The sequence below is a fragment of the Sphaerisporangium viridialbum genome (assembly GCF_049674955.1).
In the GTDB taxonomy this organism is placed as follows: domain Bacteria; phylum Actinomycetota; class Actinomycetes; order Streptosporangiales; family Streptosporangiaceae; genus Sphaerisporangium; species Sphaerisporangium viridialbum.
This window is the reverse complement of record NZ_CP187232.1, coordinates 8,113,776-8,140,632: the sequence shown is the minus strand read 5'-3', so window position 1 is coordinate 8,140,632 and position 26,857 is coordinate 8,113,776. Positions and strand designations below refer to the sequence as shown.

Here is a 26,857-nt window from a genome sequence, read left to right as displayed (position 1 = left end):
CAGGGCACGCAGCACTGCCATTGCTGGCATTTCTCCCCTAATGGGATCCATGTCTTGTTCTTCGTTGCCCCGGCCCGGCATGGATGCGTCCCCGGGGGAGCGAGCCACCTGTGCATCCGGAAGCCCCGCCACCGCCGAAAGGGTTAGCAGCGATCAAAGGAGCTGCACCTATGGTGATGGCGAGGCGAGGCCCGGCCGTGGTCATCGGAGCGGGTCTGGGCGGCCTCTCCGCCGCGATCCGGCTCGCCGCGGCGAGGCGTGACGTGACGGTGGTCGAGGCCAGGGACGTGCCGGGAGGCTGCTGCGGCACCGCGAGCCTCGCCGGTTACCGCTTCGACACCGGGCCGTCCGTCCTGACCATGCCCGGCGTGCTGGCCGACATGTTCGCCTCGGCGGGCGAGGACATGGAGCACTGGCTGCGGCTGCGCAGGCTCGACCCGTACTACCGGCTCAGGTACCACGACGGCTCCCACCTGGACATCGTGGCGGGGGAGGAGGCGATGACCGAGCATGTGCGCACCCTGTGCGGGCCCGCCGAGGCCGTGCGCTACCGGAGGTTCCGGCGGCTCCTCGGCGAGATGTTCGAGGCGGAGTGGCCCGCGTTCATCGACCGCGACATGACCCGGCTCAGGAGCCTGGCCCAGCCGTACGCGCTGTCGCGGCTCGCCGCGCTCGGCGGTTTCCGGCGGCTCGACCGGCTCGTCAGGCGGCACCTCACCGACGACAGGCTGATCAGGGCCCACACCTTCCAGGCGCTCTACGTGGGTCTGTCACCCCGGCGGGCGCTCGGCATCTACGCCGTGGTGGCGCACATGGACACCGTCGGCGGCGTCTACTTCCCCCGCGAGGGCGGCATGCACGCCGTCCCGAGGGCCATGGCCGCCGTCGCGGTGAAGGCGGGAGCGGTGTTCCGCTACGGCGTGCGCGCGACGAAGATCGAGACGGACGCGTTCGGCGTCGCCGCCGTACGGCTGGACACCGGCGAGCGCCTCACGGCGGGCGACGTGGTGGTCGCCTGCGACCTGCCCAAGGCCCACGCGGGCCTGCTGCCGGACGGCGCCGGGGACTGGCGGCTGCGGCGCCCGAGGTTCTCGCCGTCGTGCCTGGTGCTGCACTTCGGCCTCGACAGGCGGCTGCCAGGCCAGGCGCACCACACCCTCCACTTCGGCGAGGAGTGGGACTCCACCTTCACGGCCCTGTCCGCCGGCCGGCCACAGCCCGACCCGAACCTGCTGGTGACCTACCCCGAGTCCGACACGGGCGCGGCGCCGGCCGGGCACGCCACCCTCACCGTGCTGGAGCCCACCCCCAACCTGCTCGGCGGCGGCGACTGGGACCGGCTGACGCCCCGGCTGGAGGACCGCCTGCTCCGCCGGCTCGCCGACCTCGGCTACGGCGACCTGTGGGCGGCGCCCCGGCTCACCCTGGACCCGCCCGAGTGGGAGCGGCGCGGCCACACGGCGGGCACCCCCTTCGCCCTGGACCACCGCTTCACCCAGACCGCCTGGTTCAGGCCGTCGGGAACCGCGGGACGCATCCCCGGGCTGCACTTCGCGGGCATGCACACCGCTCCAGGAGTTGGGGTGCCACCGGTGCTGATCTCCGGCCGGCTGGCCGCCGAGCGGATCCTGGCGGCCTTCCCATGACGCTGACCGCCAGCTACGAGCGGTGTCCACAGGCTCAACGCGGGTGCCGCTGAGCTTCACAAACGGGACCTGCGCCATTCCAATGGCCGATGGTTTCGAGATCGGGAGATGGGTGAGCAGACCCGCTTGCTAGAATGATCGTCTAGCGATTGGTGCGGTCAGGCAGAAGGGTGATCATGGGTTCGCTCGCCGACTTCCAGAACGAGATCTACCTGAACGGGCTCGGCGACGTCCTGCCGGAGCTGCCCACCGACCTCACCGCGCTCGAACACCTCGCGCGGCAGCGGCTCACCCCCGAGGCGTTCGATTATGTCGCCGGCTCCGCCGGCACCGAGTCGACGGCGCGAGCCAACCGTGAGGCCTTCGAGCGCAGGCGCATCGTGCCCCGCATGCTGCGCGACGTGGCCGTACGTGACCTGTCGGTCGAGCTCTTCGGACAGACGCTGCCCTCCCCGGTGCTGCTGGGCCCCATCGGCGTCCTGACGATCGTGCACCCCGAAGGAGAGCTCGCCGTGGCGCGGGCGGCGGCGGCGCAGGGGGTGCCGATGGTGCTGAGCACCGCCGCCTCGCACTCGATGGAGCAGGTCGCCGAGGCGAACGGCGACGGACCTCGCTGGTTCCAGCTCTACTGGTCCAAGGACCGCGACGTCGTGGCGAGCTTCCTCGCGCGCGCGAAGGCCTCCGGTTACACGGCCCTGGTCGTCACGCTGGACACGCACACGCTCGGCTGGCGTCCGCGCGACCTCGACAAGGCCTACCTGCCGTTCCTGCGCGGCATCGGCGTCGCCAACTACTTCACCGACCCCGCGTTCCAGAAGGCGGTCGGCGGCTCGATCGACGACTCCAACCGTGACGCCGCGATCCTGCGCTGGGCCACCACGTTCGGGGACCCCTCGCTCAGCTGGGACGACCTGGCGTTCCTGAGGGACCACTGGGACGGCCCGATCCTGCTCAAGGGCATCCAGCACCCGGACGACGCGTGGCGGGCCGTGGACGCGGGCATGGACGGCGTCGTCGTCTCCAACCACGGTGGCCGTCAGGTCGACGGCGCCATCGGTTCGCTTGACGCGCTGCCCGGCGTGGTCGGAGCCGTCGGCGACCGGACCACGGTGCTGTTCGACAGCGGCATCCGCACGGGCCCCGACGTCATCAAGGCCCTGGCACTGGGCGCCCAGGCCGTCCTGCTCGCCCGCCCGTACGCCTACGGCCTCGCCCTCGCCGGGGAAGCCGGCGTCCGCCACGTCATCCGCTGCCTCCTGGCCGAACTAGAAATAGCCATGGCCCTGACCGGCACGACCAGCCCCGCAGAACTGACCCCCGACCTACTGGCTGCCGGATGACCGATGAGAAACCTGGCGGGATTGCGGACGTCTGTTATCCCCACCCGTGACGAACGTGACGGGTGAGCCACTTGAAGTCCACCCAGGCCGCTTATCTCTTTTCTGAGAGAGCGGCGTTGACCGCGGTGAACCAGGCGTCGGCATGAGGACAGGCCTTCCTAATTGTGTCGATGCCGATTTCCGCGATGACGAGCGGGCCGTCGGAGGTTTCCGATAGCGCGGGTAGAGGCCGAGGATGCGCTTCGATGGAGCGGTGTCGGCTCCGTCGTTGACAAGCTCGGCTCCTTGCGCACCGTTCACGATCGTCTCGATTGATTGAGCGAGTGCAGCGTCACCGGTGAGTTCGCCGAGCGCGCCGTGGCCAAGGAGAACCCACGCCTCGATCTCGTGAAGAACGAGATGGGGGAGGAAACGCGGGTCGCTGACGGCGTCAGCCATCGCGCGCTCGACGTGAGTGACCCTGTCGTACGGCGAACCGGTCGGGCGTGTCGCCATTCCGGGAACGTCGAGAGGAAGGCCGTAGTAGTCGAAGAGTGTGGTCAACACGGTGATGGAGGAGCCGCGAAGTAGAAGACCGATCTCCGTGGAGATCTTGTTCCAACCTGACAGGCCGCCTCTGTAGGAGGGACCCCCAGCCGGACGTTTCGTCTTGAGAATGGACGCCGTGACGTAGACGTCAGCGCCTTCGAAGTAGGCAGAGACGACTTCGCGGACGACCGTCTCCTCGGTCTGCCCCTCGCACAGAATGTGAAGCCGACGCATTCCAGTCACCTGGACTCGGCTTGCGGCCTGCCACCAAGGAGATTCTTCTCCCACAGCTCGCCCAGGGAGTAGTCCGACAGCCAACCTTGCAGCCCAGCGGGGTCGGGGCGATCGAAGACAGAGGCCCCGTCGGCACGTTCGACAACGATGAGGTCGTCCAGCTCGAACTGGTTCATCAGCGTCACCGACTGGGTGGCGATGAGGATCTGACTCTCATGGCTTGCCGCACGCAGCATGTCGGCCAGCTGCACGATGGCGTAAGGATGCAACCCGAGCTCGGGCTCGTCGAGCACGACGAGATGGGGCAGATCGGGAAGGCTCAGCAGGGTCGTGAGGCAGATGAAGCGCAGCGTTCCGTCGGACAACGCGTCAGCCGGGAAAACGACGTCCGACCCTTCCTGTTGCCAGCGCAGCTGCAGTCGGCCGCCCTCTTCGATGAGCACGAAGTCCCGGAAGAACGGAGCCACCTGCTGTATCGTCCGCACGACCCGGCGATAGGAGGCCCTGTCGGTTTCTCGTAGGCGGAGTAGCACGGCCGCGAGATTCCCCGCGTCAGGGTGGAGCGCGATGTTGTCCGAGGCGTAACCGGTCTGCTTGACGGGGGCATTGGGCCCCGTGTCGTGGAAGTGGAAGACACGGCAACCCCGCATCACGTCCACAACGTATCCGGCTATGGATGCTTCCCCGCGCTGTCCGATCTCGTCGAGCAGGCGGCTCTCCCTATGCCCTCGACCTAGCGAGGCATCGAACGGCTTCGCCTGGCCCTCACCGTAGAACCAGATGCGTTCCTCACCGAAAATCAACTCATCGCGGGCCGCGGGTACTAGCGTCGCCTTGTACCCGTTGGGTTGGAAGCCGAGACTCAACGTGATCCGAGCATCGCCCTTGGGGCCTCCGTGAAGCAGGGCGGAAGCTCCGCCTGCTTGGCCGACGAAGAGGTTGAGCTCTCCATCCACGATGCGGCCCAGGAGGGCGAAAACGGAGATGAAGTTGCTCTTGCCCGCACCGTTGGCTCCGACGAGCACGTTGAGATCCCGCAACTCGACCTGCGCCGAGCGGATCGACGTGTACCCCTCGATCCTGATCGACTGGAGTCTGCGGCGCATCATGGGCCTAGCTTAGATCGACCTGACGAAACGGGCTTCCATAGACCCACAACAGGAGTAGCGCCCCCGGTACGCTCTGCTTGCTGGCCCGACCCCTCCGCCTACGGCCTCGGCCTCGCCGGAGAGGCCGGCGTACGCCACGTTATCCGCTGTCTCCTGGCCGAACTGGAAACAGCCATGCCCCTGACCGGCACCACTCGCCCCACAGAACTGACCCCCGACCTACTGGCATCTGGTTAGTTCTCGCACCGTGCACCTGTGGGGGGACGCGTGATGGCAGGCCAAGCGCTTATAAATGCGGCTCAGGTGGAAACCCGGTCCAGCGCAGTTCGGTGGGCAGGTGCCCCATGTCGTTGTAGAGGAGTACAGACGACGGCCGGCCGGGTGCGTACCGGATGACCGTCAGGGCCGCGTTGCAATGGTTAAGACCCAGCCAACGCCACTTCGGGGCGTCCAGTGCGGCCCGGACCAGCCATCCAACGAGAAAGTTGTGGGTGACGACCAGCTCATGGCGCGTTTCGTCACCCTCTTCGTCGCCCTCTACAGGGCCGGTGAATCGGGCGAGCGCCTCCAGGCCCAGCCGTGTGCCGTGCGCGCGTTCCTCCGCCGGGAACTGGTCGAGGAATCGGAGCAGGTAGTCGGCCGACTCCGGCGGCAGTTCCTCCCGTCTGGGCATATAGGGCACGTAGTCTCCGGCGATCTCCGAAACGCGTACCGGAACGCCGTCCAGTCGCTCGCCGATCAGATGCGCTGTCTGCGCGGCCCGAGGCAACGGGCCGTGGTGGACCACCGAGATAGGGATGTCCCGGAGTCGCCTACCAAGCAGTACGGCCTGCCTGCGACCCCTATCCGTCAGTTCGCTCTCATCCGCCGAAGCCTCACCGTGCCGGGCGACATACAGATAACGGGTCGCTGCTTCAGTCATGCCGCACCTCTCCGGTCAGGCTGGCGTACGCCAGGTAATCCGCTGCGTCCTGGCGGAACTAGAAATAGCCATGGCCTCACCGGCACAACCCGCCCCTCAGAACTAACCCCCGAGCTTACTGACATCCGGGTAACCGTATGAGATCTCGCATCCTGACGTAGAGACCGTAGGGGTGGTGGGGATGTCTCCTATCCCCACCCGTGACCCACGTGACGGGTGAGCCGCTTGACGCCCACCCCGGCCGTTACCTACGCAAAGCGGCCTGTAGCGCTGACATGGATGGCGCGGTGTCCTGCATTACTCGAAAAGACGCACAACCCCGGAAAAGCTGCGGGTGAGCGATTCGAGTACGGCCTTGCCCTTGTCCGCTGTGCCCAGAGACGGGAGTCCGACGACTCCGCTTGTGGTGTATGCCTGCATGCCGGACGTCAGTAAATGACGCCTGTCGCCTGCCATCCAGTCAGCTGACTCGTATCCATCGCGTACCAGGTCTGGATAGGTATACAGCAGAATGGAGGTCTCAAGCTCTCCCGCATGCATATCCTCGTGCATGGATGACGAGAGCCGGGCGGCGGCTCTGGCCTCGTTCCAGTCTTCCTTCGTGGGGAACAACGCCATGCTTCGACCTTTGGCGTTGGCTTCCTGCACGACATTGCTGAGGACGTAATTACCGCCATGCCCGTTCACGATCACGAGAGTCGCGATTCCACTACGGGTCACTGAGTCATAGACATCACTGACAATCGAGTAGAGCGTCTGTGCTGAGATGCTGACAGTGCCGGGCCAATTACTATGCTCGTGCGAACATGAAATGGTCACGGGAGGAAGGAGAAGGACGCGATAGGCGCTGGCCAGTTCTCGTGCGATCACGGACGCGACGACTGTGTCCGTGGTTAGAGGAAGATAGCTGCCGTGTTGCTCGAAGCTGCCAATCGGGAGAATCGCCATTGACGCACTGCGGTCTTGTTCGTCCGTCGTGGTCGCTGTGGTCAGCAGGTGGTTCACCAGGTTCCTTCCGGCTTGGACGGCGAAGATTGAGACGCAGTGGTCAAGATGTCCAACCTTGCGATCGAGTCTGCTACATCGTGGTGGTTGGACCATCTGGTCAAACAGCGGCGAAGAGCCTTGAGCTGCGACAGCACCCGGCTCGAACCAAGTACATGGGTCAGCGCGATGGCATCATCAGTTACCTGGCAGGCTTGCTCCGGGTGGTCGGGCACGGCATACGCGGTCGCGAGGCGTGCCAGGCACAGAGCCCGGTCACGGACCTGACCTGGGTCCGCCCATCGGGATCGGCTGTCCTCGAACATCGGCAGGGCATGGGAGGCACGTCCGAGTAGCACCCAGGATGCGCCCGCTTCCATTTCGATATATGAGGGCGTGCAGTACGGGGCACGGTCATTCTCCACCTGGTTGATGCCTGCCGTAGCCTCGGCGAGTGCGATCTCGGAATCTTCAGTGAACCTACCTAGTTCGCCGAGATGCGCGTGGGCGTTCGCACGAGCCCGTAGAACTACGGCTCTAAGTCGTGGAGTCAGAACGTTGGACTTGGACAAGGCCGCATTCGCCAAACCTAGCCCGTGAGCGTAGTCGCCCGACTCTGCGGCAATGTTGCTCTTACGCATGAGGATATATGAGATGACATGTTGATCCTCAGCCTCCATTGCGTAGTCCAGCGCCTTGTTGGTCCAAAACATGGCTTCTACGAAGTTGCCAGAACCCTGGTGCAGCCAACCGAAGAATTCGAGGAACTCGCTGCCGATATCGAGTGTCTCGGCCCGATCGGTCCCTTTGGCCACTTGGCATACTCGTTCGATGATGGGTACTTGCCCATGGACGCCTCTGACGAGCAGTCGCGGCCCCATCATCGCCTCCGCCTCGATCTGCGCAGTGAGAATGCGACGGAGACCGGCCACGATCGGTGGAGTTGTAGCGCTGGTGAGATCTCTCAAGCTGAGCTGTTGCGCCGTCGTGCCCGTGCTGGCCGGCGGTTCTTGGCTGGAAAGATTCTCTGGGGAGGCGCCGACAGCGTGGCTGGAAGGGGACGCATCGGAGTAGCCGGGGGCAAGTCCAAGCATGGTACGTGCGGCGTCCGAGGAGCGGACTGCCGACTGCGGGCGACAGTGACGATCGTTAGGGGGCACTGTGAGCTGGCCTACTGTGTTCGCCCGATGGACGATGACCTCCATTTCGTGTTCCCGGTCAATGAGGGAGCCGAAGCGCTGGCCTTCCTGGTAGGCCGGGCGCGGGACTGGCAGACGGCGCTGTGAGCGCTCCGACGCTCGCGCAGCTCCAGCAACGCCACCGGCCGTACCTGGCAGATCCTCGACTTCCACGGCGGCTCGCGGGTCGACTGTGGCGGCTCACCCCAACTCACGCGCACGGCGCGTGCAACCGGCGGCCCACCCCGGCTGCACCTGATCCTGGACTGCTACTCCAGCCCAGAACTGGCCGAGCTGACCAACGGCCAGCACCTCCCCTATGACGCCGTACGCCCGTTGCTACCACTGACCGACGCGCTGACCCACCAGCAGGTCGAGCAGGCCCTGACCCTGGCTCGGCTCGGCTACCACGACGCCGCGGAGCAGCACCTGTTGCAGCTCTACTTCACCCACGAGCTGCGCGAGGGACAGGTCTACGACCTGCTCCACGACCTGCACGACACACTCGGCGACACCGGCACCGCCGAAAAGTGGCGCCACCGGAAATCCATCTTGCTCGGCACCGCCTCATAGGGAGGACTGTCCCATGTCCGCGATTCTCGACGCCGCCATTGATGATCTCGTGGTGGTCAACCGGCCCGCCCAGATCGCGATCCTTGAGCGGGTCTCCGGCCTGCTGACTAGCAGCCCCGCTGTCACGGACCTGCTGGTCCGCGGCTCCTTCGCCCACGGTGACTCCGACCGCTTGTCGGACGTGGACCTCGTCATCGGCGTCCACCCGCCGACCTTCTCCAAGTTTGTGGGCGCCCACCATGCTCTGGCTGCCACCCAGCTGGGCGCGATCCTGCCCGGCTGGAGCGACACCATCGTGCCCAGAATGGGCGGGCTCGGCTATGTCCACCTGATCGAGCACGACGGCAAGCTCTGCCAGCTAGACCTGTACCTCGCCCCGGCCGACCGCATCGACCACATCGCCGCGGTCACCCGGGGCCGCGCCATCTACACCGCGCCGTACGGTGGTGAACGACTACATGACCGCGCCGCCGCGGCGTTCGTTGCCCACCGTCTCGCCGCAGCGCCCACCTGTGAGCAGCTCTTTGTGGAGACGCTCGTGCTCACTTGGATGATCCACAAGCGCATCTTGCGAGGCCAGCAGTTCATGGCCTACGCCGAGACTCATATGCTCCACACCGCTGCCCGCAGCCTGATCCGCACCGCGCTCACCCCCGAGCGGGCCCAGTACGGCTGGTACCACCTCGACACCGAGATCGGCCGCTGGTGCCTGGCCCAGTTGGACGCGCTCATCACCAGCCCGCCCGTGCCGACGATGCGTTCCCTGGCCGGGTCCCTGGAACGCATCCTGACCCTCGCCCACCGCACCGTACCGGAGATGATGGCGGCGCTGGGCCCGGCCATCGACGCCTACCGCTACCACCTCGACCTCGACTGAGCCGGCTCAAGGGATACGGTTGTCAGGTGCCCCTTCACGTCGAACGGCGAGCTATCAGCGCCGAGCAGGATTAGACGAGACACTCTCTCGGCCCCTGCTCGGCGTGGTCGCCGCAGTCATCCCAACACCTCGAGGGGCCTTTCACCGTGCCATCCGATCTGTTCGACCATCCGCCGCTCGGCTTCACAGCGGCACGCCCGTCCTGGGGCGATCTCCCCAGCGAGCTACGCGACCTCATCACCACTCACCTCGGCTCGGCCGTCGTCACCGCCGACGTGCAGGGCGGCGGCTTCTCGCCGGGGGCTGCCGCGCGTCTCGGCCTGGCCGGCGGCGACCGGGCGTTCGTCAAGGCCATCCCGGCTGATCACGTCCTGGCGGGAAAGTACCAGGTCGAGGCGGAAACCGCCGACCGGCTTCCCTCCGCCGTACCAGCGCCGCGCCTGCGATGGCACGGCACCTCGGCCGGATGGATCGTCCTGATCTTCGACGACATCGTAGGACGCCACCCTGATCTGTCGCCCGGCTCAGCGGACATCCCCACCGTCGTGTCAACCCTCTCCGACATGGTGGAACTGCTGACACCGTCCCCCTTGTCCGGTCTCCCGCAGGCTTCCGCCAGCCGAGTCCGCTGGCTGCACGGCTGGCGCGAACTGGCCGACTCACCACCGTCCGACCTAGGCGGCTGGGAACGACAGCACCTGCACGCGCTCGCCGACCTGGAAACCCTCTGGGGTCGGCATGCCGACGGCACCACCTTGGTCCATGGGGACATCCGTCCAGACAACCTGCTCATCACCACGAGCAACAGAACCGGGTTCGTCGTGGACTGGGCGCAACCATGCCAGGGCGCCGCCTGGCAGGACATCACAGACCTGGTCCCGCACCTGATCATGGCCGGCAACACTCCGGGTGCGGCCGAGAAGGCGCTGGTCGGTGCCCGGGCCTGGGATCTCGTTCCATCAGATGTGATCGCCAGTTACGCGGCCGCATACGCCGGCTACTGGACTCGCATGAGCCGGCAGCCCGCACCGCCAGGCGTACCGAACCTACGCAACTACCAGCGCCGGGCAGCAGCTGCCGCCATCGCTTGGACGAGATACCACACTGGATGGTAGGCGTGAGCATCTGTCACTCCAACCGGGCAGCCGACCAGGGCCAACCCGGCGCACGCGACGCAGCAGGAGCGACGCCGGCAGTCTGAACCGCGCCGGGTTCGGTGGAGACTCAGCAAATCCTCAACGTAGCCTCAACACTTCCCGGCCTAGCTTGCTCTTATCGCAAGGCCCCCGGGCGCAGGTGTTCCGCCTCCCGTCCACGGGTGTCACATCGACCGCCAGCAGAGGGGAAGTCAGCAATGACGATCACCAGCAAGATGAAGGTCATGACCGCCCGCAGGATGGGAAGTTCGGCGTTGATGGCCGGCCTCGCCGTGGGAATCGCGATGATCGGCGTCGGGACCGCGACCGCGAGCTCGAACGCGGCCGTCGCCGAGGCCCCGGCTGCTCACTCCAGCGGCACGCTGGGGCCGTCGGGCTACGGAGGTGTGAAGCTGGGAATGAGCGCCAAGCAGGCCAAGGCGACCGGGAAGATCGTCCACAAGTTCGACGACGGGGGCTGTGCGGGCTGGGACCTGAAGGCGCACCCGAGCGGCCGCGACGCTGTGGGCCTCTACATCTCCAAGAAGCGGGGCGTGGCGTTGATCGCCGCGCCCAAGGGTGTCAAGACCCCTCAGGGCATCAGGATCGGCTCCACTAGGAAGCAGTTGGAGAAGGCCTACCCAAAGCTGGAGAGAGCCGCCAGCGGGTACCCCATCACCACCATCCCCGGCAACCGGAAGGCCTACTACTACTTCACGCTGTCCCACGGCAAGATCTACGTGCTGGGCCTGGCCCTCAAAAACCAGGACTGCACCAACTAGTGTCCTGCGCCTGAAATCCGTCGGCAATATCGGGCGAGGGCGCGACCGTACCGGTGCGGCCGGGGACGCACTGTTCAAATTGACCGGCGCCCCCTTGTCCTCCGGACCCCTCGTCACCACTTCACCTCTCCCCTCCAGGAGCAAAGCCCCGGCCCGGAGGTCTACGGCGAATCCGTCGCGCTGCTTAACGACCTGCCCGACGACGGACAACCCCTCGCCCGCCACCGCAGGCGCTGGTGCCGGACATGTTCCACACCTTCGGGGTGGCCGAAGCTCGACAGATCCAACGCGACGGCACCATCAACCCAGGCGCATGGAGAACAGATCGGCCTGGGGCCATGTCATGGGCCACACAAGCCAACATCCCGATCGCTGGACAGCAGGGCCGCCTACCCGGCGCCCCCGACCCCGACGACATCCGGCCCTACCTTGATCTGCGCACGTTGCAGGTCACGTGCTGGACAGCAGCGGTGCCGCGCCCACCCGCGCTTCCCAAAGAGCAGCATGACCGGATGCCGGCATCGCTCATCGACCGCTGGCGCTCCGAAAGCTGACACTCCGGCCGCGCCCTGGCCGAGAAGACCTGGAGGGCCTCCCTGGAGTGGTGTCGGAACTCGGTGACATTTTGCGCCAGAACCACATCTCGTCTACAGAGCCAGTCCGCCCCTTGATCACCGTGCGCATGCGCTTCATGAACCAGTGGACCTCGTTCATGTCGGTGATGACCCAGCTCAGGCCATGGACGACCGGGCCGAAGGTCTGCAGAGCTCCGGCATTGACACCATCCCATCGGTCATTGCTTCGTACGTCAATGAAACGTTCACTCAGCGTCATTGACGTCCGAAATACCCCAGCGCGAAAGATTTCCTTCAAGGTGTGCGGTGTTGATGCGCACAGGCAACCGGCCCGGCACCGGAATTCAATGACATCCAAAAGCGGCCCCGTCCCTCGCCGGCTCACTGCTGAAAACGTATCAGCGCGTGCAACGACAATTGGGGACCGAGTGATCCGCCTTGTCGAACAGAAGGGGAGATGACTCGGCGTGGACCCACTTATTAAGGAGTTGAAATGAGGCTGAGAAGAACAGCCGCGGCGGTCCTAACCATCCTGGGTGTGACCGCGGGCGTAGTCGGCATGGGTGCTCCCGCCTATGCCGACAAGACCTGGACTCAGAGCGGATGCACCCTACGGGCCGTCGCCCCGTACTACTACCGGAGCGGGAATACCAAGAACTTCGTCGCCCGGACATCGCTGTCCTGCCAGTACAAGCAGCCATCGATCAAGGTGAAGATTATTCTGTATCAGTACCGGGCTCTCAACAACTGGTCAGCCAAAAAGACCAACGAACTGCGGGCCAACTCGGTCAGCACGGCCAGCGTGGCGGCGACCTGGCGGTGCAGCGGCGGTACCCAGACCTACAGGGCGTATGCGCAGGCATGGTGGGGCCGCAACGACGAGTACAGCAAGTCCGGGTGGGGTGAGTCGGTACGCCTGACCTGCTGAGTTCCGCCGCGATGCGATTCGGACATTTGATCCGCCTGGTGCCGCTGGTCCTGCTGGTGACCATCGGTACCGGCGGGTGCCGGGCTGGGAAGGCCGGGTCCTCGCGGCGCGTGGCCTCCAGGAGCGGGAGCGAGATCCCTCTCATACGGGCGTTGTTGACCGGGGACCTCCTCGGGCCCGGGGCCACGTGGACGGCGATCTCGCCACACCCAGCGGCGCGTAGGGATCCCGGGTTACCGAGGCGACAGATGCACGCGGTGCGCCAGGGTGATGGGCACGGGACTCGGGGTTCCCAAGGAGGACACGAGTGTTCAAAGAGGCGACCGCTTCAGCGTTCGTACTGAGCCGCTTCGACCGTGTCGCACAGGTCGCGTTGGTGTGGCATCGCCTCCAGGCATGGCTGCCTGCCGGCGGCCACGTGGAGATATATGAGAATCCCGCCGAGGCGGCACTGCGAGAGATCATCGAGGAGACCGGGCTGGTGGCCTCGCTGATCCCCGGCCCGGCCCTCGCGCTTCCTGCGGGATTCCCTCAATCCGCTAGCAGCCGATCGCGGGTGTGGCGCCTCGACCGGCTGCGCGACGAGCGCGTCCCCGAGTCGGCCTGACGGGGTCAGGCCGGGCCCGGGTGAGAGCGGGGGTCGGCGGCGCCGGTCTCGCGGGTGCCGTCGAACTGGACACCGCGGACGCTGAGGACCATCAGGAGGCCTGCGGCGCCGACGAGGAAGATGTCGGCGACGTTACCGACGAAGAAGCCCTTGTAATCGATGAAGTCGACGACGTGGCCGCGGGCGAAGCCCGGGTCGCGGAACAGGCGGTCAAGGAGGTGGGAGGCGGCGCCGCCGAGCGCGAGGCCCAGGCCGAGGGCCCAGGCGGGCGAGCCGAGTCGGCGGCCGTAGTAGAGGATGCCGGCGACTATGCTCGCGGCGGCCATGGCGAACACCCAGGTCGAGTCACGGCCGATGGAGAACGCGGCGCCGGGGTTGTAGAGCAGGCGGAAGTCGATGAGGCCGGGGATCACCGTGATCGGGGCCCGGTCGGTGAGCGCCGACACGGCCCACAGCTTTGACAGCTGGTCCGCCGCGACGACCGCCAAGCCGACGGCGACCATCCACAGCCACAGTCCGTGCGCCCGCGCCGGGGTTCGCTCGCCCGCCTCATCTGTCATGCCGCCTCCACCGTCGCGGATCCGTCACACCCGGATACTCCGCACCCGATCCTACGAGGAAGCAAGTCGAAGACCCGCTTGGCGGTGTGCCGCTGCTTGCGCGGGGCGTCCAGGTTCGTACGCAGGATCGCGTTGATCAGGTGCTTGTAGGGATCCAGGACCGAGGCGCGCTGGGGTCCCGGCTTGCGCGGGGCGGGCCACGGCGAGGACAGGGTCTCGCGTACCAGCCGCCGGTGCACTCCGTGGCGGGGGGAGAGCTCATGGATCGACAGCTTCTCTATGCGCGAGTCGCGGCGGAGCGCCGCGAAGAGCTCAACCTTGGATCTCGGGCCGTCCATCCGGGCCCCCTGACTGTCGGAAGCACATCGATGCGAGGCCGCCGACCGCCGCGCCGTACACCAGGAGGAAAGCGCCGATCCCGCGCAGCAGGCCCGCCCCGGGCCCGAGCAGATCGCTCACAGGGGCGGTGGCGGCGAGATAGACCAGCCCGTTCACACCGGCGACGGCGGCATCGAGGGTCAGCGCACCGACATTTGCTGACTCAACCCGCGAGAGGCCTGGCAGCGAATGTTCCGCCGCCAGGCCCGGCCGGCGGACCTCGCCGGTCCACGTCAACCAGCATGGTCGCCAACCGCTCCGGTCCCGGCAGGCAGACGGCGCCGGGAGCAGGGCTCGCGGTCAGCCGCAGCGAGGGACCCGAGGGCAGCGCCCACAGGGTGGAGCCGGCCCTGCGGGGCAGCGTGCGCAGGAAACGCAGCGCCTCTGGCCCGGTCAGCTCTGCCCGCAGGTCGAAACCGGAGGTGACGAGCTGGATCTCGGCGAAGCCACGCAGCCACCGGTCGGGCAGCGGCACCTTCTTCTCCACCACCGCGCCGTCCAATGTGGTGACGGCCAACTCGTCCCGGCCGACGCCCAGGTGGAGGGGATCGGTGCCGCCGACACGGGCCAGCGCCTCGCGCAACGGGCCGTTGACGTCGACGTTGGTGGTGCCGAGGTCGATCACCTCCCCGTCGAGGGCGCGTTCCAGCACATCGAGACGGGAGTAGACGCCGCCGCAGGCGGAGAACGATTCGAACCGGAGCCGGTCGCCGTTGCAGGTCACCACCGGGTCGCGGGAGAAGGTCGGGGCCGGTCGGTCGTAGCGGGTCTGCGCCACGTTCGCGACGGCCAGCAGCCCGGCGGCGGCGGGGGCGGCCTCGGTCAGCAGGCCGCTGAAGAATCGGGGGTGGCTCAGCAGACCGCGTGCCGTACGTCCACCGGAGGTGGACAGGGCGAGCCGCCCGGCAGTGAGCGTGGAGGGTCCGGCGTACGCGTACGCCTGCACCGCGTTGGTCATGACCGGGACAGTAACCACGGTCGCCGACATTTGTCGGGGATGGTACGCGCGACGACCAGCAGTCGATCTTGTGCGGCACACTGTTGATCAGAGAATAAATGCCCTAAATTGCCAGGGCTCCGGGGAGCAGCCCGGTGCCACACCTTCGCTGATGTCGGTCGGCGTGCTCGCGGCGTAGCCCAGGACGAGCCCTGGCCGGTTCGGGCGCTGGCTGTGCCACGACAATCGTGCCGACAGGCGCCGATGCTGTCGGGCACGGCAAATGCCAGGCCCGCTCCCGCTCGCGGCGAGCCTCTTCCTGGTCACGCTTGGCCGCCGCGCGGTGTTCGCGTTCTTTGACGGCGTTCCGCCGCGGCGTCCAGCAGTTGGGCCACGGTACGCCTGGGAACTTCACCGGCCTCGATCTTGGGTTCGCCGCGGAACCGGCGCTTCAGTTCCATCTGTACCTGGGCCGCCTGGTCCTGGACGACCCGCAGCAGCAACTCGTCCTTCTCGCCCTGGGGAAGTTTCGTGAGCCATACGGCCAGCTCTCGCGGATCATCCTGAACGATGATCTGGAGCGGACTGCCCTCGGCCGCGACCGCGAGCAGATCGGGGTCGAGACGCAGGAAGTCGGCCAGGGCCTGCTGCGGCGCACTCAGCGTGCCGAGCCCCGGCGGCACCGGCGGTTCGAGCGCGTCCTCCTCCTCGTAGTCGAAGGCGTCCTCATCGCGTTCCCACACGCCGTAGGCCGACAGCCATGCCAGGTAGAGCGGCCGCAGGTCCCCAGCGGCGAGTTCGGCACGTACGCCGACGATGGACGACAGCGGGTCCTCCTCGTCCCCTACCCATTCAACCTCCTCGTCCTCGCTGGTCAGGTCGAGGATGAGGCGCTCGCCGGAAGTCCAAGCCGTCACCTGGTCTCCCACGCAGTACTGCTCGGCGACGTCCAGCTCGAGGAGCGTTCGGGGCAGGCGAAGCATCACCCGATGGGTGCCCCAGTTGGCCAGGTACAGGTGGGCGTCGTAGTAGCGCTCCATCATCCGGTTCGGGTCGCCGTGGAAATCACCCCAGTGGTACTCATTGGTGAAGCTGGTGGCGGTGATCCGGGCGCGGGTGGACAGCGCCCGGACCTCAGCCTGCTGCCCGGCGTCCAGCGGACGGTCAACCGCGAGGAACTGGTAGTACTGGTACTCACTCATCCGGTCACGGACCCCAGTGACGGTAGGCGTCGATCCATTCGGAGCCTTCGGGTGGTGGTGTGGGCAGCGGAAGGTCGAGGATGCCGATCGCCTGCCGGTGCGGCCCGCGCGCGCAGATCGCGACGATCCCGCTTCCCGGAAGCAAGTCGATCTTCTTGACCGTCACCTCGACGCCGAGGACCATCGTCTTGAACGGTACGGCCAGGTGTTCCTCCAGCATGACGTGAAAGCCGGAAATCTGCTCGTCCTCGTCATAGGCGTCGACGGTGGCCTGTTCGACCAGCGCCTCCAGTTCCGCCTTGCTCAGTCCGGCCATGGCGAGCAAGCGTAACCAAGATGGGGCGTGCCGAAATCACTTACGCGGACACGTCTGGTGGTCGCTTTGCACCCGTACCAGGTGCTCACGGCCGCCGACGTCACCGGCCCGTCGGCGGCGGACACGGTGGGACGTCACACGCTGCGGTACGTCGCGCAGGGCGCGTCGGTGCGGCCGACGTACTCGGCCCTCGTCACCACCCTTCGGTGACCATGCTCGCCGGCCGCTGCCGTTCAGGCGGATAGGCGTCGCCGGGTGCCGGAAGCGGCATCCGGGCGAGCCGGGTCAGCGTTGGGCTTCGGCCAGTTCGGCGCGGAGTGCGATGGGTGACATGCGTCCTCGTACCGGGCCTCCTATGTTCCGTCGCGGCTTGGCCCGGGGCGTTTGGACGCGGCAGGTGCTCTGGTCCGGGAGACTAGAGGTATGGCCTTTCCGTCTCAGGAGCATCAGCCTTTCGCGCACCTGAGCGCGCCCAACGCCGCCCTCTATCGCGAGATTCTGCGGGTTTTCGCCCGGGCGAAGGAACGGTTCATCGTGCATCTGCGGCCCGAGGACGTGGCGGCGGAGTTGCGGCGCGAGAGCGACGACGCGCTCGGGCAGGCGCTGGAGAAGCTGCGGGAGTGGGGCAATCTGCGGGCCGACGCCGACACCGGCAGGGTCACCTCCGTGGAGGACTTCCACCGCAAGCGCTTCCTGTTCCAGCTCACCCCGGCCGGGCAGGCCGCCGAGCAGGCGATCGCGTTCTACGAGGAGGCGATCGGGCGGCGTGGCGCGCTGCAGTCGGTGGCGCTGGGGGACATCGCCGAGCAGTTGCAGTCGCTGGCCGTCCTGGCCCGCGAGCGGGACCCCGACCCTGCCCGGGTGCATCTGCTCCTGCTGTCGCTGGCCGAGCGGTTCTCCTCGCTCGCCGACAATGCGCAGGCGTTCATGGCGTCGCTGCGCCGCGCGATCGACTTCTCCGACGGCGACGTCGCGGGGTTCATCGCCTACAAGGAACGGCTGATCGACTACATCAACCGTTTCATCGCCGACCTGGCCAACTCCGGTGCGCGCATCGCCACGCTGCTCATCCAACTGGAGGCGCGCGACCACGAGAGGCTGCTGCGGCTGGCCGCGTGCCGGGAGGCCGCCGACGCCGTCCCCGACTCCGAGGAGGGCTCGGACGCCTACGGCAGGGCCGAAGAGGCGGCGTTCGCCTCCTGGCTGAACCGCTGGCGCGGCCTGCGCGACTGGTTCGTCTCCACCGACGCCACCCGCCAGTCGCAGGCCCGGCTGCTGCGCCAGTCGGCGATCACCGCGATCAAGCAGCTCATCGACGCCGTGGGCCTGCTCAACGAGCGTCGCTCCGGCCGTTCCGATCGGTCGGCCGACTTCCGCGCCCTGGCCCGCTGGTTCGCCGAGGCACCCGACGAGGCGGCCGCGCACCGGCTGTGGCGGGCGGCGTTCGGGCTGACCCCCGCCCGGCATCTCACGGTGACGCCGATCACCCTGGACGAATGGCGGGAGGTCGGCTCCGGCACCTCCTGGGAGGCGGCCCCGCCGATCAGGATCTCCCCCCAGCTGCGCCGCACCGGCTCCTATGAACGTCGCGGCAAGCCCAACAAGGTCGCCGACCGCACCCAGGCCCGCAGGCTGCTGCTGGAGCAGGCCGAACGGGAGGCAGCCGAGACCGCCGCCGCCCGCGCCGCCCTGCGCACCGACGGCCGCGTGCTGCTGTCGGAGCTGGACGTGCTCGACCCGCGCGCGTTCCGGCTGTTCCTCGGCCTGCTGGGCGACGCGCTTGCGGCCCGCAGCCCCGGCGAGACCGAGATCAAAACGGTGACCGGCGACGGCTCCGTGGAGGTACGGCTCACCCTCGTCCCGGACGGCGGCACCGTCCACGTCCACACTGAGGACGGTGTGTTCACCGGCCCCGAGCACCTGATCGAGATCACCGATTTGATGGCGGCCCGGTGACGCCGGAGGAGGAGCAGGCCCAGCGCCGCACCGCGCTGCGCGCCCTGCTGGCCAAGCCGCTGCTGACCGCCGAGAACGACGCCGCGACGCTGGTGCCGGTCCGCCGCCACCTGACCGAGCTGCGCGAGTGGCTCACCCGGGAGACCGGCTGGCGGCTGACGGTCGACTCCGGTTCGGCGCGGCTGTTCAAGACCGCGTCCGACACCCGCGACGCCACCCACCCGGCGCGCGGCAAGTCAGGCGAGCCGTACGGCAGGCGCCGGTACGTCCTGCTCTGCCTGGCGCTGGCCGTGCTGGAACGCGCCGACGCGCAGACCACGCTCGGCCGCCTGGCCGAGGAGGTGCTGGCGGCCGCCGCCGAGCCCGAGCTGGACTTCGCCTTCACCCTCGACAGCCGCCCCGAGCGGGCCGACCTGGTCGCTGTGGTGCGCACGCTGCTCGACTGGGGCGTGCTGCGCCGGGTCGCCGGCGACGAGGACGCCTACCTGTCCGCGACCGGCGACGTCCTCTACGACGTGCGCAGGCCGGTGCTGGCCGCGCTGCTCACCGGCACCCGCGGCCCGTCCACCATCACCGCGACCTCGTTCGAGGACCGGCTCACCGAACTGACCGCCGAACCGGTCGCCGACACCGACGACCTGCGCAACCAGGCGCTGCGCCGCCGGCTCACCCGCAGGCTGCTGGACGACCCGGTGGTCTACTTCGCCGACCTCGACGACGCGGAACGCGCCTACCTGGTCTCCCAGCGGCACGCCATCGTCCGCCGCATCGAGGAGGCCACCGGCCTGGTGGCCGAGGTCCGCGCCGAGGGCATCGCCATGGTGGACCCCGACGACGAGCTGACCGACGTGCGCATGCCCGAGCAGCGCACCGACGGCCACGTCACCCTGCTGGTCGCCGAGCACCTGGCAACCCGTGGCGAGACGAGCATGACCGAGCTGCGGGCGTTCGTCCGGCGGGCCGCCCGCGACCACGCCTCGTTCTGGCGCAAGGGCGTGACCGACCCGGGCGCCGAGGACGGCCTGCTGGCCACCGCCCTGGCCAAGCTGGCGGCGCTGCGCCTGGTCCGCGTCACCGGCGACACGGCCGCCGGACTCCCCGCCATCGCGCGTTACGCAGTGGACGCCCCCGTCATCAAAGGAAAGTGATGCTGCCGTCTCCGACCTCCGAGCGCTGGAAGCCGCTGCGCGCCGGGCTCGTCGACATGTTCTACTACGACGTCGAGGAGTTCCACTTCCACGACGGCCGGCTGCTGCTGCGCGGCAACAACGGCACCGGCAAGTCCAAGGTGCTGGCCCTGACCCTGCCGTTCCTGCTCGACGGCGAATTGGCCCCGCACCGGGTCGAACCCGACGGCGACCGGCAGAAGCGCATGGAGTGGAACCTGCTGCTGGGCGGCAAACACCCGCACCCCGAACGGCTCGGCTACGCGTGGATGGAGTTCGGCCGCCGCTCCGCCGACGGCGCCGAGGAGTTCCGCACCATCGGCTGCGGGCTGAAGGCGGTCAAGGACCGCGGCATCGTCCGGCACTGGTTCTTCGTCACCCCGCAGCGCTGCGGCGCCGAGCTGCGCCTGCTGTCCGCCGCCGGGGTGGTGCTCACCAGGGAGAAGCTGCGCGAAGCCGTCGAGGGCCACGGCATGGTCTACGACCGGGCCGCCGACTACCGCAGGGCGGTGGACGAGGCGCTGTTCGGCCTGGGGGAGCACCGCTACGAGGCGCTGGTGAACCTGCTCATCCAACTGCGCCAGCCGCAACTGTCGAGGAAACCGGACGAGAAGCTGCTGTCCCGCGCCCTCACCGAGGCGCTGCCGCCGCTCAGCCCCGTGCTGACCGCCACCGTCGCCGACGCGTTCCGCGGCCTGGACGAGGAACGCGACGCGCTGCGCGGCCTGGAGGAGGCACGCAAGGCCGCCACCGACTTCCTGCACCACTACCGCCGGTACGCCGCGATCGCCGCCAAACGCAAAGCCGCCGTCCCGCGCCTCGCGCACAGCCGGTACGAGCACCTCGGCCGCGACCTGGGCGAGGCCGAGGCCCGCCACGCGGCGGCCGAGGAAGAACTCGCCGCGGCCCGGCTCCTGCTGGAGGAACTGGCCGCCCAGCGCAACGTCCTGGAGGCGCGCAGGGAGGCGCTGAAGCAGAGCCCCGAAATGCGCGACGCGGAACGGCTCAAGCAAACGGGCGAGGAGGCCGGTCGGCTGGCCGGCCATGCGCGACGCTGCGAACAGGAACGCGACCGCCTCGCCGCCGAAACCCAGCGCCACGAACAGCGGGCGCGCACGGCCCTGGACAAGGCCGACCAGGCCGCCCGCGAATTCGACCAGGCCCGGCAGCAGGTGCTCACCTCCGCGCGCACAGCGGCGTTCGAGCCCGCCCACCTGGCCATCACCGACTGGCACGCCCCGGAGGAGCCGGCCACGGCCCGCCGGGAGGCCGAGGCGCTCGCCGCCCGGCATGAGCAGGCGATCGGCGAACTGCAACGCCTCATCGACGCCCTCGCCCACGCCCGGTCCCGGCTGGAGGCGGCCCGCGCGGAGGTCGACCGGCTCACCGGCGAACTGCAGGCCGCTGCCGAACGCATCGCCACCGCCGAGCAGGCCACCGGAGCCGCCACTGCCGGACTGGTCAACGCCTACGCACTCTACCTGGCCGACCTGACGGAACTGCGGCTGGACGACCCCGACGACGTCCTCGCCGCCCTGGAGAGCTGGGCCGTCTCCGCCGACGGCCCCAACCCCGCCGCCACCGCCGTCGACGACGCCGCCAGGAACGCCACCGACACCCTCGCCCGGCTGAGCGCCGAACTGGAGGCCGAGCTGCGCGCGGCCCGGCAGACCGCCGCGTCCCTGACCGACGAGATGGCCCGGCTCGAAGCCGGCGGCCACGACGCCCCACCCGCCCCGCACACCCGCCCCGCCGACACCCGGGTCGCCCGCCCCGGGGCCCCGCTGTGGAAGGTCGTGGACTTCGCCGCGGCCGTGCCGCCCGACCACCGGGCCGGCCTGGAGGCGGCGCTGGAGGCGGCGGGCATCCTCGACGCCTGGATCACCCCCGCGGGCACGCTGCTCGCCGAGGACGACACCGTCATCGTGGCCGGCGAGCCGCGACCGGGGCCGTCGTGCGCCACCGTCCTGCGCCCCGCCGTCGACCGCGCCGACCCCCAGGCCGCCGCCCTGCCCGACGCCGCCGTCCACGTAGTCCTCGCGAGCATCGGCCTCGGCGGCGGTGCCACATGGGTGGCCGTGGACGGCCGGTGGGCCAACGGCGTCCTGGCCGGATCGTGGCGCAAGGACGCCGCCCACTACATCGGCGAAGGGGCACGCGAGGCCGCCCGCCGCGCCCGGCTGGCCGCGCTCCGCGCGGAACTGGACCAGGTCACCCAGCGCATCGACCGCCTCGGCGCCGACCTCGACGCCCTCGCCGAACGACGCCGGCGGCTTGCCGCCGAACACCGCGCCCTGCCCGCGGACGCGCCGCTGCGCGAGGCGCACGTCAAACTGGCCGCCGAGCACGAGCGCCGCCGCGAGATCGACGCCCAGCACACCCGCGCCGGCCGCGTGGTGCTCGAACGCCAGGGCGACCTGGAGGCCGCCGACGGCCGGGTCACCGAGTTCGCCGGCGACGTCGGCCTGCCCGCCGACCCCGCCGCCCTGGCCGAGGTCAAGAACGCGGTGGCCGGCTACCGGCTGGCCCTCGCCCGGTTCTGGCCCGCCGAACAGGCGCGGCGAACCGCACGCGAGGCGGCCGGCGAGGCCGCCGACGACTTCGACCGCACCCGCGCCCGGCTCGACGACGCCGCCGAACTCGCGGGCACGGCACGGGCGGAGGCCGACGCCGCCGCCGAGACCTACCGCGCCCTGGCCGAGACCGCGGGCGCCGCCGTCGAGGAACTCTTCCGCCGCCTCGACCAGGTGGACCGCGACCTACGCGACCGCGCGTCCGCCGAGGGCACGGCCCGCCGCGACGAGCAGACCGCCCTGGAGAAACGCGGCAAGGCCGAGGGCAAACGCGACACCCTGCGCGAGCAGATCCAGGACGCAACCACCGACCGCGACGCCGCCGTACGCGAGTTCCAGGCGTTCGCCGCCACCGGCCTGCTGCACGTCGCCCTCCCCGACCTCGACCTGCCCGACACCGACACCGACACCGAATGGGCCGCCACCCCCACGGTCCTCCTGGCCCGGACCGTCAACGCCGAGCTAGAAAGCGTCGACGACGCCGACGGCCCCTGGGACCGGGTGCAGAAGAAGGTCGCGGAGGAACACAAGCTCCTGTCCGACGCCATGGCCCGCCACGGACACAGTGTCGGCCTCACCCTGCGCGACGGCATCATGATCGTCGACGTGGTCTTCCAGGGCCACAGCAGAGACGTCCCCGGCCTCGCCGCGGCCCTCGCCGAAGAGACCGGACAGCGTGCCGCGCTCCTGTCGGCCCGCGAACGTGAAATCCTGGAGAACCACCTGCTCAACGAGGTCGCCGGCACCCTGCACGAACTCATCGCCCGGGCCGAGTCCGAGGTACGGGAGATGAACTCCGAGCTGGAGTCCCGCCCCACCTCCACCGGCATGCGCCTGCGCCTGGTCTGGAAGACCGCCAGGAACGCCCCGGAAGGGCTCGAACGGGTCCGCGACAAGCTCCGGCAGACCGTCGACGCCTGGTCCCTCGACGACCGGTCCGCCGTCGGCGCGTTCCTCCAGGACCGGATCGCCCGCGAACACGCCGACAACCCCGCCGTCGGCTGGACCGAGGCGCTCACCAGAGCCCTGGACTACCGGGCCTGGCACGAGTTCGCCATCCAACGCCTGCAGGACGGGCAATGGCGCGCCGCCACCGGCCCGGCCTCCGGCGGCGAACGGGTCCTCGCCGTCTCGGTGCCGCTGTTCGCCGCCGCCTCGGCCCACTACAAGTCCGCGGGCAACCCGCACGCACCCCGGCTGGTCGCCCTGGACGAGGCGTTCGCGGGCGTCGACGACGACTCCCGCGCCAAGTGCCTCGGCCTGCTCGCCACGTTCGACATGGACGTGGTGATGACCAGCGAACGCGAATGGGGCTGCTACCCGCAGGTACCCGGACTGGCGATCTGCCAGCTCTCCCGCCGTGACGGCATCGACGCCGTCCTGGTCACCCCCTGGCGCTGGGACGGCCACGAACGCCACCGCACCGCCCGCCCCATCACCGCCCCACCCGCCTCAGACGCGCCCGCTCCCGACGCGCCCATCCGCCAGGACGGCCTCTTCACATGAGCGCTCTCGAGGAGCGGTTGCGGCGGTTGCTGGGCGGGGACGAGACCGCGTGGCTCGTCGAGCGGGCGCGGCGGCGCCTGGAACAAGGCAGGCCGCTGACCGGCACCGTCACCCTCGCCGCCGCCACCCCGGCCCAGCGCCGCGCCGTCGAAACCCTGCTCGGCCGCCGTGCCGGCGCCGGCACCTCGCTGTCGGTCTCCCTCACCGACCTGGACCAGATGCTGCGCACCAGCGGCGTCGCCCCCGACGGCTTGCGCGAGGCCGTCATCCGCCTGGGCGGCCCGATCCGCGACCTCGCCGCGGAGCGAGCGGCCCTGGAGACGGCCTGGCAGCAGGCGTTCGCCCGCCTCGACGCCCTCCTCGCCGACCGGCCGGAACTGTCCGGCTGGCGTTCCTGGCTGGAACGCACCGGAGTGGTCAGAAGGCTCGCACCCACCGCCGAGGAAGCACGCCGGCTGCTGGACCCGCTCACCGAGGTCATCACCCGGCTACCGTCACCCGGCCTGCCGCTCAGCCGCCTGGCCGCCGAAACCTGCGGGGACGCCCACGCCCTCGACGAGGGACGCCCACTGGCCACCCTGGCCCTGTCCGCGGCCCGCGCCCTCGCCGGCCTGCCGTACGCGAGCGAGGGCGGCGCGGACGCCCGCCGCGCGGCGTGGGCCGCGGTCGGCGTCCACCTCGACGACGTCTCCTCCCTCGTCCTGTGCCTGGGACTGCCCGGCGACGACCACACCCCCACCGGACGCGTCCTGAAGGCCGCCACCTCCGCCGGCGAGCCGACCGTCCTCACCCTGCGCCAGCTCCGCCGCCACGAGACGCCGATCACCGCCGGCCTGGTCAGGATCTGCGAGAACCCCGTCGTGATCGCCGCCGCGGCCGACGACCTCGGCCCCGCCTGCCCGCCGCTCATCTGCGTCGGCGGCCGGCCCTCGGCGGCGGCCTGGCGGCTGCTGGACCTGCTCGCTGCCGGGGGAGCGACGTTCGCCTACCACGGCGACTTCGACTGGGGCGGCATCGCCATCGCCGCCGCCATCCACGACCGCCACGGCTTCCAACCCTGGCGCTTCGACACCCCCGCCTATCAAGCCGCGTCCTCCTCCGCGCCGCTCACCGGCCGGGCCTGCGCCACCCCATGGGATCCGGAACTGGCCCAGGCGATGGAACGGCGTGCCGTACGGGTCGAGGAGGAACTCGTCCTCTCCGACCTCCTCGCCGACCTGGCCTCGGACGCCCCGACGGTGCACGCATGATCGCGGACAGAACCAGTCAGATCACGCACCCACGCCAGCGTGTCGCGGAGTTGGCCAGCAGGGTCGGACATGCGAGCACGCACCGAGCATGTGGGATCAATTCAGAGGAGTGACTCCGCGTCCGGACAGGGCCTCAGCGAGGCCTCGACTGTTGCCGCGGCCGAATTGAAACGGTCACCCTTGATGTGCGAGAGCAGCGTTGACTGCCTTGAACCAGGCGTCGGCGTGGGGGCAGGCCTTCCTGATGGCGTCGATGCCGATCTCGGCGATGACGAGTGGGCCGTCGGATGTCTTGCGGTAGCGCGGGTAGAGGCGCAGGAGCCGCTTGGACGGGGCGGTGGCGGCTCCGTCGTTGACAAGTTCGGCACCCTGGGCGTCGGTCACGATCGCCTTTGCGGCGTGGGCCAAGGCGGCATCGCCGGTGAGTTCGCCGAGGGCCTCATGGCCGAGGAGCACCCATGCCTCGATCTCGTGGAGGACCACGTGGGGCACGAAACGATGGTCACCGACGGCTTCGGTCATGGCACGCTCGACGTAGGCCACCCGGTCGTATGGCGAACCGGGCGGACGTGTCCCCATCCCGGGAACGTCCGCAGGCAGCCCGTAGTAGTCCAGCAGGGTCGTCAGCACGGTGATGGAGGAGTCGCGCAAGAGCAGATGGATCTCCGCTTCGAGCTTGCCCCATGTGGACAATCCTCCCTTGTGGGAAGCGCCGCCTGCGGGGCGTTTGGTGGTGAAGATGGATCGCGTGACGAAAGGTCGGTGCTCTGCAGGTAAGGCTCGATGACCTCGCGGGTGACGGAACGGGGCGACCTGCCGGATGGTACGCACGATCCTCCGATAAAAGGCGGTGTCGGCTTGCTGCAGGCGGAGCAGGATGGCGGCCAGGTTCCCCGCATCGGGGTGGAGCGCGATGTTGTCGGCGGCGTACCCGGTCTGCTTGACAGGGCGTTCGTGCTGGTGTCGTGGAAGTGGAAGACGCGGCAACCGCGCAGCATATCCACCACGTGCCCGGCGACGGAGTTCCATCCGCGCCGGCCGATCTCGTCCAGCAGGCCTACGCGGACGGCCGGCTCAGCTCCACCGAGCTGGAACTTCGGCTCGAACGGGCGCTCACCGCCACCTCCGCGCACGAACTGCGGCCGGTCGTCGCCGACCTGCCCGGACGAGACGGTCCGGCTGTGGTCCATCGGCGGGCGCCTCACCCGGGCGGGCGACTGGCAGGTCCCGCGCCGGCTGCGGGTCGACTCCGAGTACGGCAGGGTGCGGCTCGACCTGTCCCGCGCCCACATCCCGCACGCGCGGGTCGACATCGATCTCTGGCTCACCTACGGCCACGCCACGATCACCCTGCCCGCCGGCGCCAGTGCGAACACCGACGGAGTACACGCCGACTGGGGCCGCGTGACCTGCAAGGCCACGGCCCGGCCACGTCCGGGGCGGCCTGCACGTCCACGTCACCGGCAAGCTCCCCTACGGCCACCTGGCCATCCGCAACACCCGCAAGAAACGCCGCGCCCCCGGCAGCAGCGTCGACTTCGGCATAGGCGCGTGCCTGTCCAGATTGCTCGCGCCCTCAACTTTCGTTTGACGG

The 26,857-nt window shown here is 69.1% G+C and carries 28 protein-coding genes; 16 read left to right on the top strand and 12 right to left on the bottom strand.

The annotated features are described in order from the left end of the window. The first annotated feature begins 176 nt into the window (after positions 1 to 176). Positions 177 to 1,646 carry a phytoene desaturase family protein gene (crtI, locus tag ACOZ38_RS36600; protein WP_424535565.1) on the top strand — a complete coding sequence of 490 codons (1,470 nt, stop codon included), beginning with the start codon at positions 177 to 179 and terminating at the stop codon, positions 1,644 to 1,646. Positions 1,647 to 1,822: 176 nt separating this feature from the next. Next, positions 1,823 to 2,986 carry a lactate 2-monooxygenase gene (locus ACOZ38_RS36595; RefSeq protein ID WP_424535564.1) on the top strand — a complete coding sequence of 388 codons (1,164 nt, stop codon included), beginning with the start codon at positions 1,823 to 1,825 and terminating at the stop codon, positions 2,984 to 2,986. Here ACOZ38_RS36595 and ACOZ38_RS36590 read toward each other — a convergent pair. After that, positions 2,969 to 3,748: a DUF4276 family protein gene (locus ACOZ38_RS36590; RefSeq protein ID WP_424535563.1), complete on the bottom strand. Its 780-nt coding sequence runs from the start codon at positions 3,746 to 3,748 to the stop codon at positions 2,969 to 2,971. The two genes, ACOZ38_RS36595 and ACOZ38_RS36590, sit on opposite strands and share 18 nt — an antisense overlap. A 5-nt stretch (positions 3,749 to 3,753) precedes the next feature. Then, entirely contained in the window at positions 3,754 to 4,857 is a 1,104-nt protein-coding gene (locus tag ACOZ38_RS36585; RefSeq protein ID WP_424535562.1) for an AAA family ATPase, read from the bottom strand. Between ACOZ38_RS36585 and ACOZ38_RS36580 the strand changes: the two genes are divergently transcribed. Beyond that, positions 4,780 to 5,094 (top strand): alpha-hydroxy-acid oxidizing protein, encoded by a 315-nt coding sequence (locus ACOZ38_RS36580; RefSeq protein WP_424537154.1) that lies wholly within the window; start codon positions 4,780 to 4,782, stop codon positions 5,092 to 5,094. The two genes, ACOZ38_RS36585 and ACOZ38_RS36580, sit on opposite strands and share 78 nt — an antisense overlap. 49 nt (positions 5,095 to 5,143) lie before the next feature. On the opposite strand, the gene ACOZ38_RS36575 is transcribed toward ACOZ38_RS36580, so the two are convergent. From ACOZ38_RS36575 to ACOZ38_RS36565, 3 genes are all read right to left on the bottom strand, one after another. Then, the gene (locus ACOZ38_RS36575; protein ID WP_424535561.1) at positions 5,144 to 5,779 is read right to left on the bottom strand and encodes a histidine phosphatase family protein; all 636 of its coding nucleotides are present in this window, start codon (positions 5,777 to 5,779) and stop codon (positions 5,144 to 5,146) included. Positions 5,780 to 6,076: 297 nt separating this feature from the next. Then, positions 6,077 to 6,784 carry a creatininase family protein gene (locus ACOZ38_RS36570; protein WP_424535560.1) on the bottom strand — a complete coding sequence of 236 codons (708 nt, stop codon included), beginning with the start codon at positions 6,782 to 6,784 and terminating at the stop codon, positions 6,077 to 6,079. Beyond that, positions 6,781 to 7,857, bottom strand: coding sequence for a hypothetical protein (locus tag ACOZ38_RS36565; RefSeq protein ID WP_424535559.1), 1,077 nt, complete (start codon positions 7,855 to 7,857; stop codon positions 6,781 to 6,783). Before ACOZ38_RS36565 ends, ACOZ38_RS36570 begins: the two co-directional genes overlap by 4 nt. Positions 7,858 to 8,277: 420 nt before the next feature. On the opposite strand from ACOZ38_RS36565, the gene ACOZ38_RS36560 reads away from it, so the two are divergent. From ACOZ38_RS36560 to ACOZ38_RS36530, 7 genes are all read left to right on the top strand, one after another. Further along, positions 8,278 to 8,514 carry a hypothetical protein gene (locus ACOZ38_RS36560; RefSeq protein ID WP_424535558.1) on the top strand — a complete coding sequence of 79 codons (237 nt, stop codon included), beginning with the start codon at positions 8,278 to 8,280 and terminating at the stop codon, positions 8,512 to 8,514. Between the two features lie 13 nt (positions 8,515 to 8,527). Next, a complete protein-coding gene (locus ACOZ38_RS36555) occupies positions 8,528 to 9,391 on the top strand; it encodes a hypothetical protein (RefSeq protein ID WP_424535557.1) in 864 nt (287 codons plus the stop codon). A 146-nt stretch (positions 9,392 to 9,537) separates the two neighbouring features. Then, complete coding sequence (locus ACOZ38_RS36550; protein WP_424535556.1) at positions 9,538 to 10,506, top strand: phosphotransferase family protein; 969 nt, start codon at positions 9,538 to 9,540, stop codon at positions 10,504 to 10,506. 239 nt (positions 10,507 to 10,745) lie between these two features. Continuing rightward, positions 10,746 to 11,309, top strand: coding sequence for a hypothetical protein (locus tag ACOZ38_RS36545; protein ID WP_424535555.1), 564 nt, complete (start codon positions 10,746 to 10,748; stop codon positions 11,307 to 11,309). Between the two features lie 245 nt (positions 11,310 to 11,554). Next, positions 11,555 to 11,863, top strand: a complete 309-nt coding sequence (locus ACOZ38_RS36540; protein WP_424535554.1) for a hypothetical protein — start codon at positions 11,555 to 11,557, stop codon at positions 11,861 to 11,863. Between the two features lie 514 nt (positions 11,864 to 12,377). Further along, positions 12,378 to 12,812 carry a hypothetical protein gene (locus ACOZ38_RS36535; RefSeq protein ID WP_424535553.1) on the top strand — a complete coding sequence of 145 codons (435 nt, stop codon included), beginning with the start codon at positions 12,378 to 12,380 and terminating at the stop codon, positions 12,810 to 12,812. Positions 12,813 to 13,119: 307 nt separating this feature from the next. Then, entirely contained in the window at positions 13,120 to 13,419 is a 300-nt protein-coding gene (locus ACOZ38_RS36530) for an NUDIX domain-containing protein (protein WP_424535552.1), read from the top strand. A 5-nt stretch (positions 13,420 to 13,424) separates the two neighbouring features. On the opposite strand, the gene ACOZ38_RS36525 is transcribed toward ACOZ38_RS36530, so the two are convergent. From ACOZ38_RS36525 to ACOZ38_RS36500, 6 genes are all read right to left on the bottom strand, one after another. Then, entirely contained in the window at positions 13,425 to 13,979 is a 555-nt protein-coding gene (locus ACOZ38_RS36525) for a signal peptidase II (protein WP_424535551.1), read from the bottom strand. Next, positions 13,976 to 14,317: a hypothetical protein gene (locus ACOZ38_RS36520; protein ID WP_424535550.1), complete on the bottom strand. Its 342-nt coding sequence runs from the start codon at positions 14,315 to 14,317 to the stop codon at positions 13,976 to 13,978. Before ACOZ38_RS36520 ends, ACOZ38_RS36525 begins: the two co-directional genes overlap by 4 nt. Continuing rightward, a complete protein-coding gene (locus ACOZ38_RS36515) occupies positions 14,292 to 14,474 on the bottom strand; it encodes a hypothetical protein (RefSeq protein ID WP_424535549.1) in 183 nt (60 codons plus the stop codon). Before ACOZ38_RS36515 ends, ACOZ38_RS36520 begins: the two co-directional genes overlap by 26 nt. A 46-nt stretch (positions 14,475 to 14,520) precedes the next feature. Next, positions 14,521 to 15,315, bottom strand: coding sequence for a hypothetical protein (locus ACOZ38_RS36510; RefSeq protein ID WP_424535548.1), 795 nt, complete (start codon positions 15,313 to 15,315; stop codon positions 14,521 to 14,523). A gap of 302 nt (positions 15,316 to 15,617) precedes the next feature. Next, positions 15,618 to 16,496 carry a hypothetical protein gene (locus ACOZ38_RS36505; protein ID WP_424535547.1) on the bottom strand — a complete coding sequence of 293 codons (879 nt, stop codon included), beginning with the start codon at positions 16,494 to 16,496 and terminating at the stop codon, positions 15,618 to 15,620. A 4-nt stretch (positions 16,497 to 16,500) separates the two neighbouring features. Beyond that, entirely contained in the window at positions 16,501 to 16,812 is a 312-nt protein-coding gene (locus ACOZ38_RS36500) for a hypothetical protein (protein WP_424535546.1), read from the bottom strand. 57 nt (positions 16,813 to 16,869) lie between these two features. Between ACOZ38_RS36500 and ACOZ38_RS36495 the strand changes: the two genes are divergently transcribed. The 5 genes from ACOZ38_RS36495 (at position 16,870) to ACOZ38_RS36475 (ending at position 25,263) form a co-directional block, all read left to right on the top strand. Next, positions 16,870 to 17,022 (top strand): hypothetical protein, encoded by a 153-nt coding sequence (locus ACOZ38_RS36495; RefSeq protein ID WP_424535545.1) that lies wholly within the window; start codon positions 16,870 to 16,872, stop codon positions 17,020 to 17,022. 213 nt (positions 17,023 to 17,235) lie between these two features. Further along, positions 17,236 to 18,768, top strand: coding sequence for a TIGR02677 family protein (locus tag ACOZ38_RS36490; RefSeq protein WP_424535544.1), 1,533 nt, complete (start codon positions 17,236 to 17,238; stop codon positions 18,766 to 18,768). Next, complete coding sequence (locus ACOZ38_RS36485; RefSeq protein WP_424535543.1) at positions 18,765 to 19,916, top strand: TIGR02678 family protein; 1,152 nt, start codon at positions 18,765 to 18,767, stop codon at positions 19,914 to 19,916. The genes ACOZ38_RS36490 and ACOZ38_RS36485 overlap by 4 nt, the downstream gene beginning before the upstream one ends. Then, on the top strand, positions 19,916 to 24,013 hold the full coding sequence (locus tag ACOZ38_RS36480) for a TIGR02680 family protein (protein ID WP_424535542.1): 4,098 nt from the start codon (positions 19,916 to 19,918) through the stop codon (positions 24,011 to 24,013). The genes ACOZ38_RS36485 and ACOZ38_RS36480 overlap by 1 nt, the downstream gene beginning before the upstream one ends. Then, positions 24,010 to 25,263, top strand: a complete 1,254-nt coding sequence (locus ACOZ38_RS36475; RefSeq protein ID WP_424535541.1) for a TIGR02679 family protein — start codon at positions 24,010 to 24,012, stop codon at positions 25,261 to 25,263. Before ACOZ38_RS36480 ends, ACOZ38_RS36475 begins: the two co-directional genes overlap by 4 nt. A gap of 174 nt (positions 25,264 to 25,437) precedes the next feature. Here ACOZ38_RS36475 and ACOZ38_RS36470 read toward each other — a convergent pair whose 3' ends face one another. Then, positions 25,438 to 26,292 carry a DUF4276 family protein gene (locus ACOZ38_RS36470; protein WP_424535540.1) on the bottom strand — a complete coding sequence of 285 codons (855 nt, stop codon included), beginning with the start codon at positions 26,290 to 26,292 and terminating at the stop codon, positions 25,438 to 25,440. Here ACOZ38_RS36470 and ACOZ38_RS36465 point away from each other — a divergent pair. After that, a complete protein-coding gene (locus ACOZ38_RS36465) occupies positions 26,229 to 26,810 on the top strand; it encodes a DUF1707 SHOCT-like domain-containing protein (RefSeq protein ID WP_424535539.1) in 582 nt (193 codons plus the stop codon). The genes ACOZ38_RS36470 and ACOZ38_RS36465 overlap by 64 nt on opposite strands. The last annotated feature ends 47 nt before the right edge of the window (positions 26,811 to 26,857 follow it).

Excerpts from the sequence above, each read along its gene's own strand:
- crtI (WP_424535565.1), top strand. The coding sequence starts at position 177 with ATGGCGAGGCGAGGCCCGGCCGTGGTCATCGGAGCGGGTCTGGGCGGC.
- ACOZ38_RS36595 (WP_424535564.1), top strand. The coding sequence starts at position 1,823 with ATGGGTTCGCTCGCCGACTTCCAGAACGAGATCTACCTGAACGGGCTC.
- ACOZ38_RS36590 (WP_424535563.1), bottom strand. The coding sequence starts at position 3,748 with ATGCGTCGGCTTCACATTCTGTGCGAGGGGCAGACCGAGGAGACGGTC.
- ACOZ38_RS36585 (WP_424535562.1), bottom strand. The coding sequence starts at position 4,857 with ATGATGCGCCGCAGACTCCAGTCGATCAGGATCGAGGGGTACACGTCG.
- ACOZ38_RS36575 (WP_424535561.1), bottom strand. The coding sequence starts at position 5,779 with ATGACTGAAGCAGCGACCCGTTATCTGTATGTCGCCCGGCACGGTGAG.
- ACOZ38_RS36565 (WP_424535559.1), bottom strand. The coding sequence starts at position 7,857 with ATGCTTGGACTTGCCCCCGGCTACTCCGATGCGTCCCCTTCCAGCCAC.
- ACOZ38_RS36555 (WP_424535557.1), top strand. The coding sequence starts at position 8,528 with ATGTCCGCGATTCTCGACGCCGCCATTGATGATCTCGTGGTGGTCAAC.
- ACOZ38_RS36545 (WP_424535555.1), top strand. The coding sequence starts at position 10,746 with ATGACGATCACCAGCAAGATGAAGGTCATGACCGCCCGCAGGATGGGA.
- ACOZ38_RS36540 (WP_424535554.1), top strand. The coding sequence starts at position 11,555 with ATGTTCCACACCTTCGGGGTGGCCGAAGCTCGACAGATCCAACGCGAC.
- ACOZ38_RS36535 (WP_424535553.1), top strand. The coding sequence starts at position 12,378 with ATGAGGCTGAGAAGAACAGCCGCGGCGGTCCTAACCATCCTGGGTGTG.
- ACOZ38_RS36525 (WP_424535551.1), bottom strand. The coding sequence starts at position 13,979 with ATGACAGATGAGGCGGGCGAGCGAACCCCGGCGCGGGCGCACGGACTG.
- ACOZ38_RS36520 (WP_424535550.1), bottom strand. The coding sequence starts at position 14,317 with ATGGACGGCCCGAGATCCAAGGTTGAGCTCTTCGCGGCGCTCCGCCGC.
- ACOZ38_RS36510 (WP_424535548.1), bottom strand. The coding sequence starts at position 15,315 with ATGACCAACGCGGTGCAGGCGTACGCGTACGCCGGACCCTCCACGCTC.
- ACOZ38_RS36505 (WP_424535547.1), bottom strand. The coding sequence starts at position 16,496 with ATGAGTGAGTACCAGTACTACCAGTTCCTCGCGGTTGACCGTCCGCTG.
- ACOZ38_RS36500 (WP_424535546.1), bottom strand. The coding sequence starts at position 16,812 with ATGGCCGGACTGAGCAAGGCGGAACTGGAGGCGCTGGTCGAACAGGCC.
- ACOZ38_RS36490 (WP_424535544.1), top strand. The coding sequence starts at position 17,236 with ATGGCCTTTCCGTCTCAGGAGCATCAGCCTTTCGCGCACCTGAGCGCG.
- ACOZ38_RS36480 (WP_424535542.1), top strand. The coding sequence starts at position 19,916 with ATGCTGCCGTCTCCGACCTCCGAGCGCTGGAAGCCGCTGCGCGCCGGG.
- ACOZ38_RS36475 (WP_424535541.1), top strand. The coding sequence starts at position 24,010 with ATGAGCGCTCTCGAGGAGCGGTTGCGGCGGTTGCTGGGCGGGGACGAG.
- ACOZ38_RS36470 (WP_424535540.1), bottom strand. The coding sequence starts at position 26,292 with ATGGAACTCCGTCGCCGGGCACGTGGTGGATATGCTGCGCGGTTGCCG.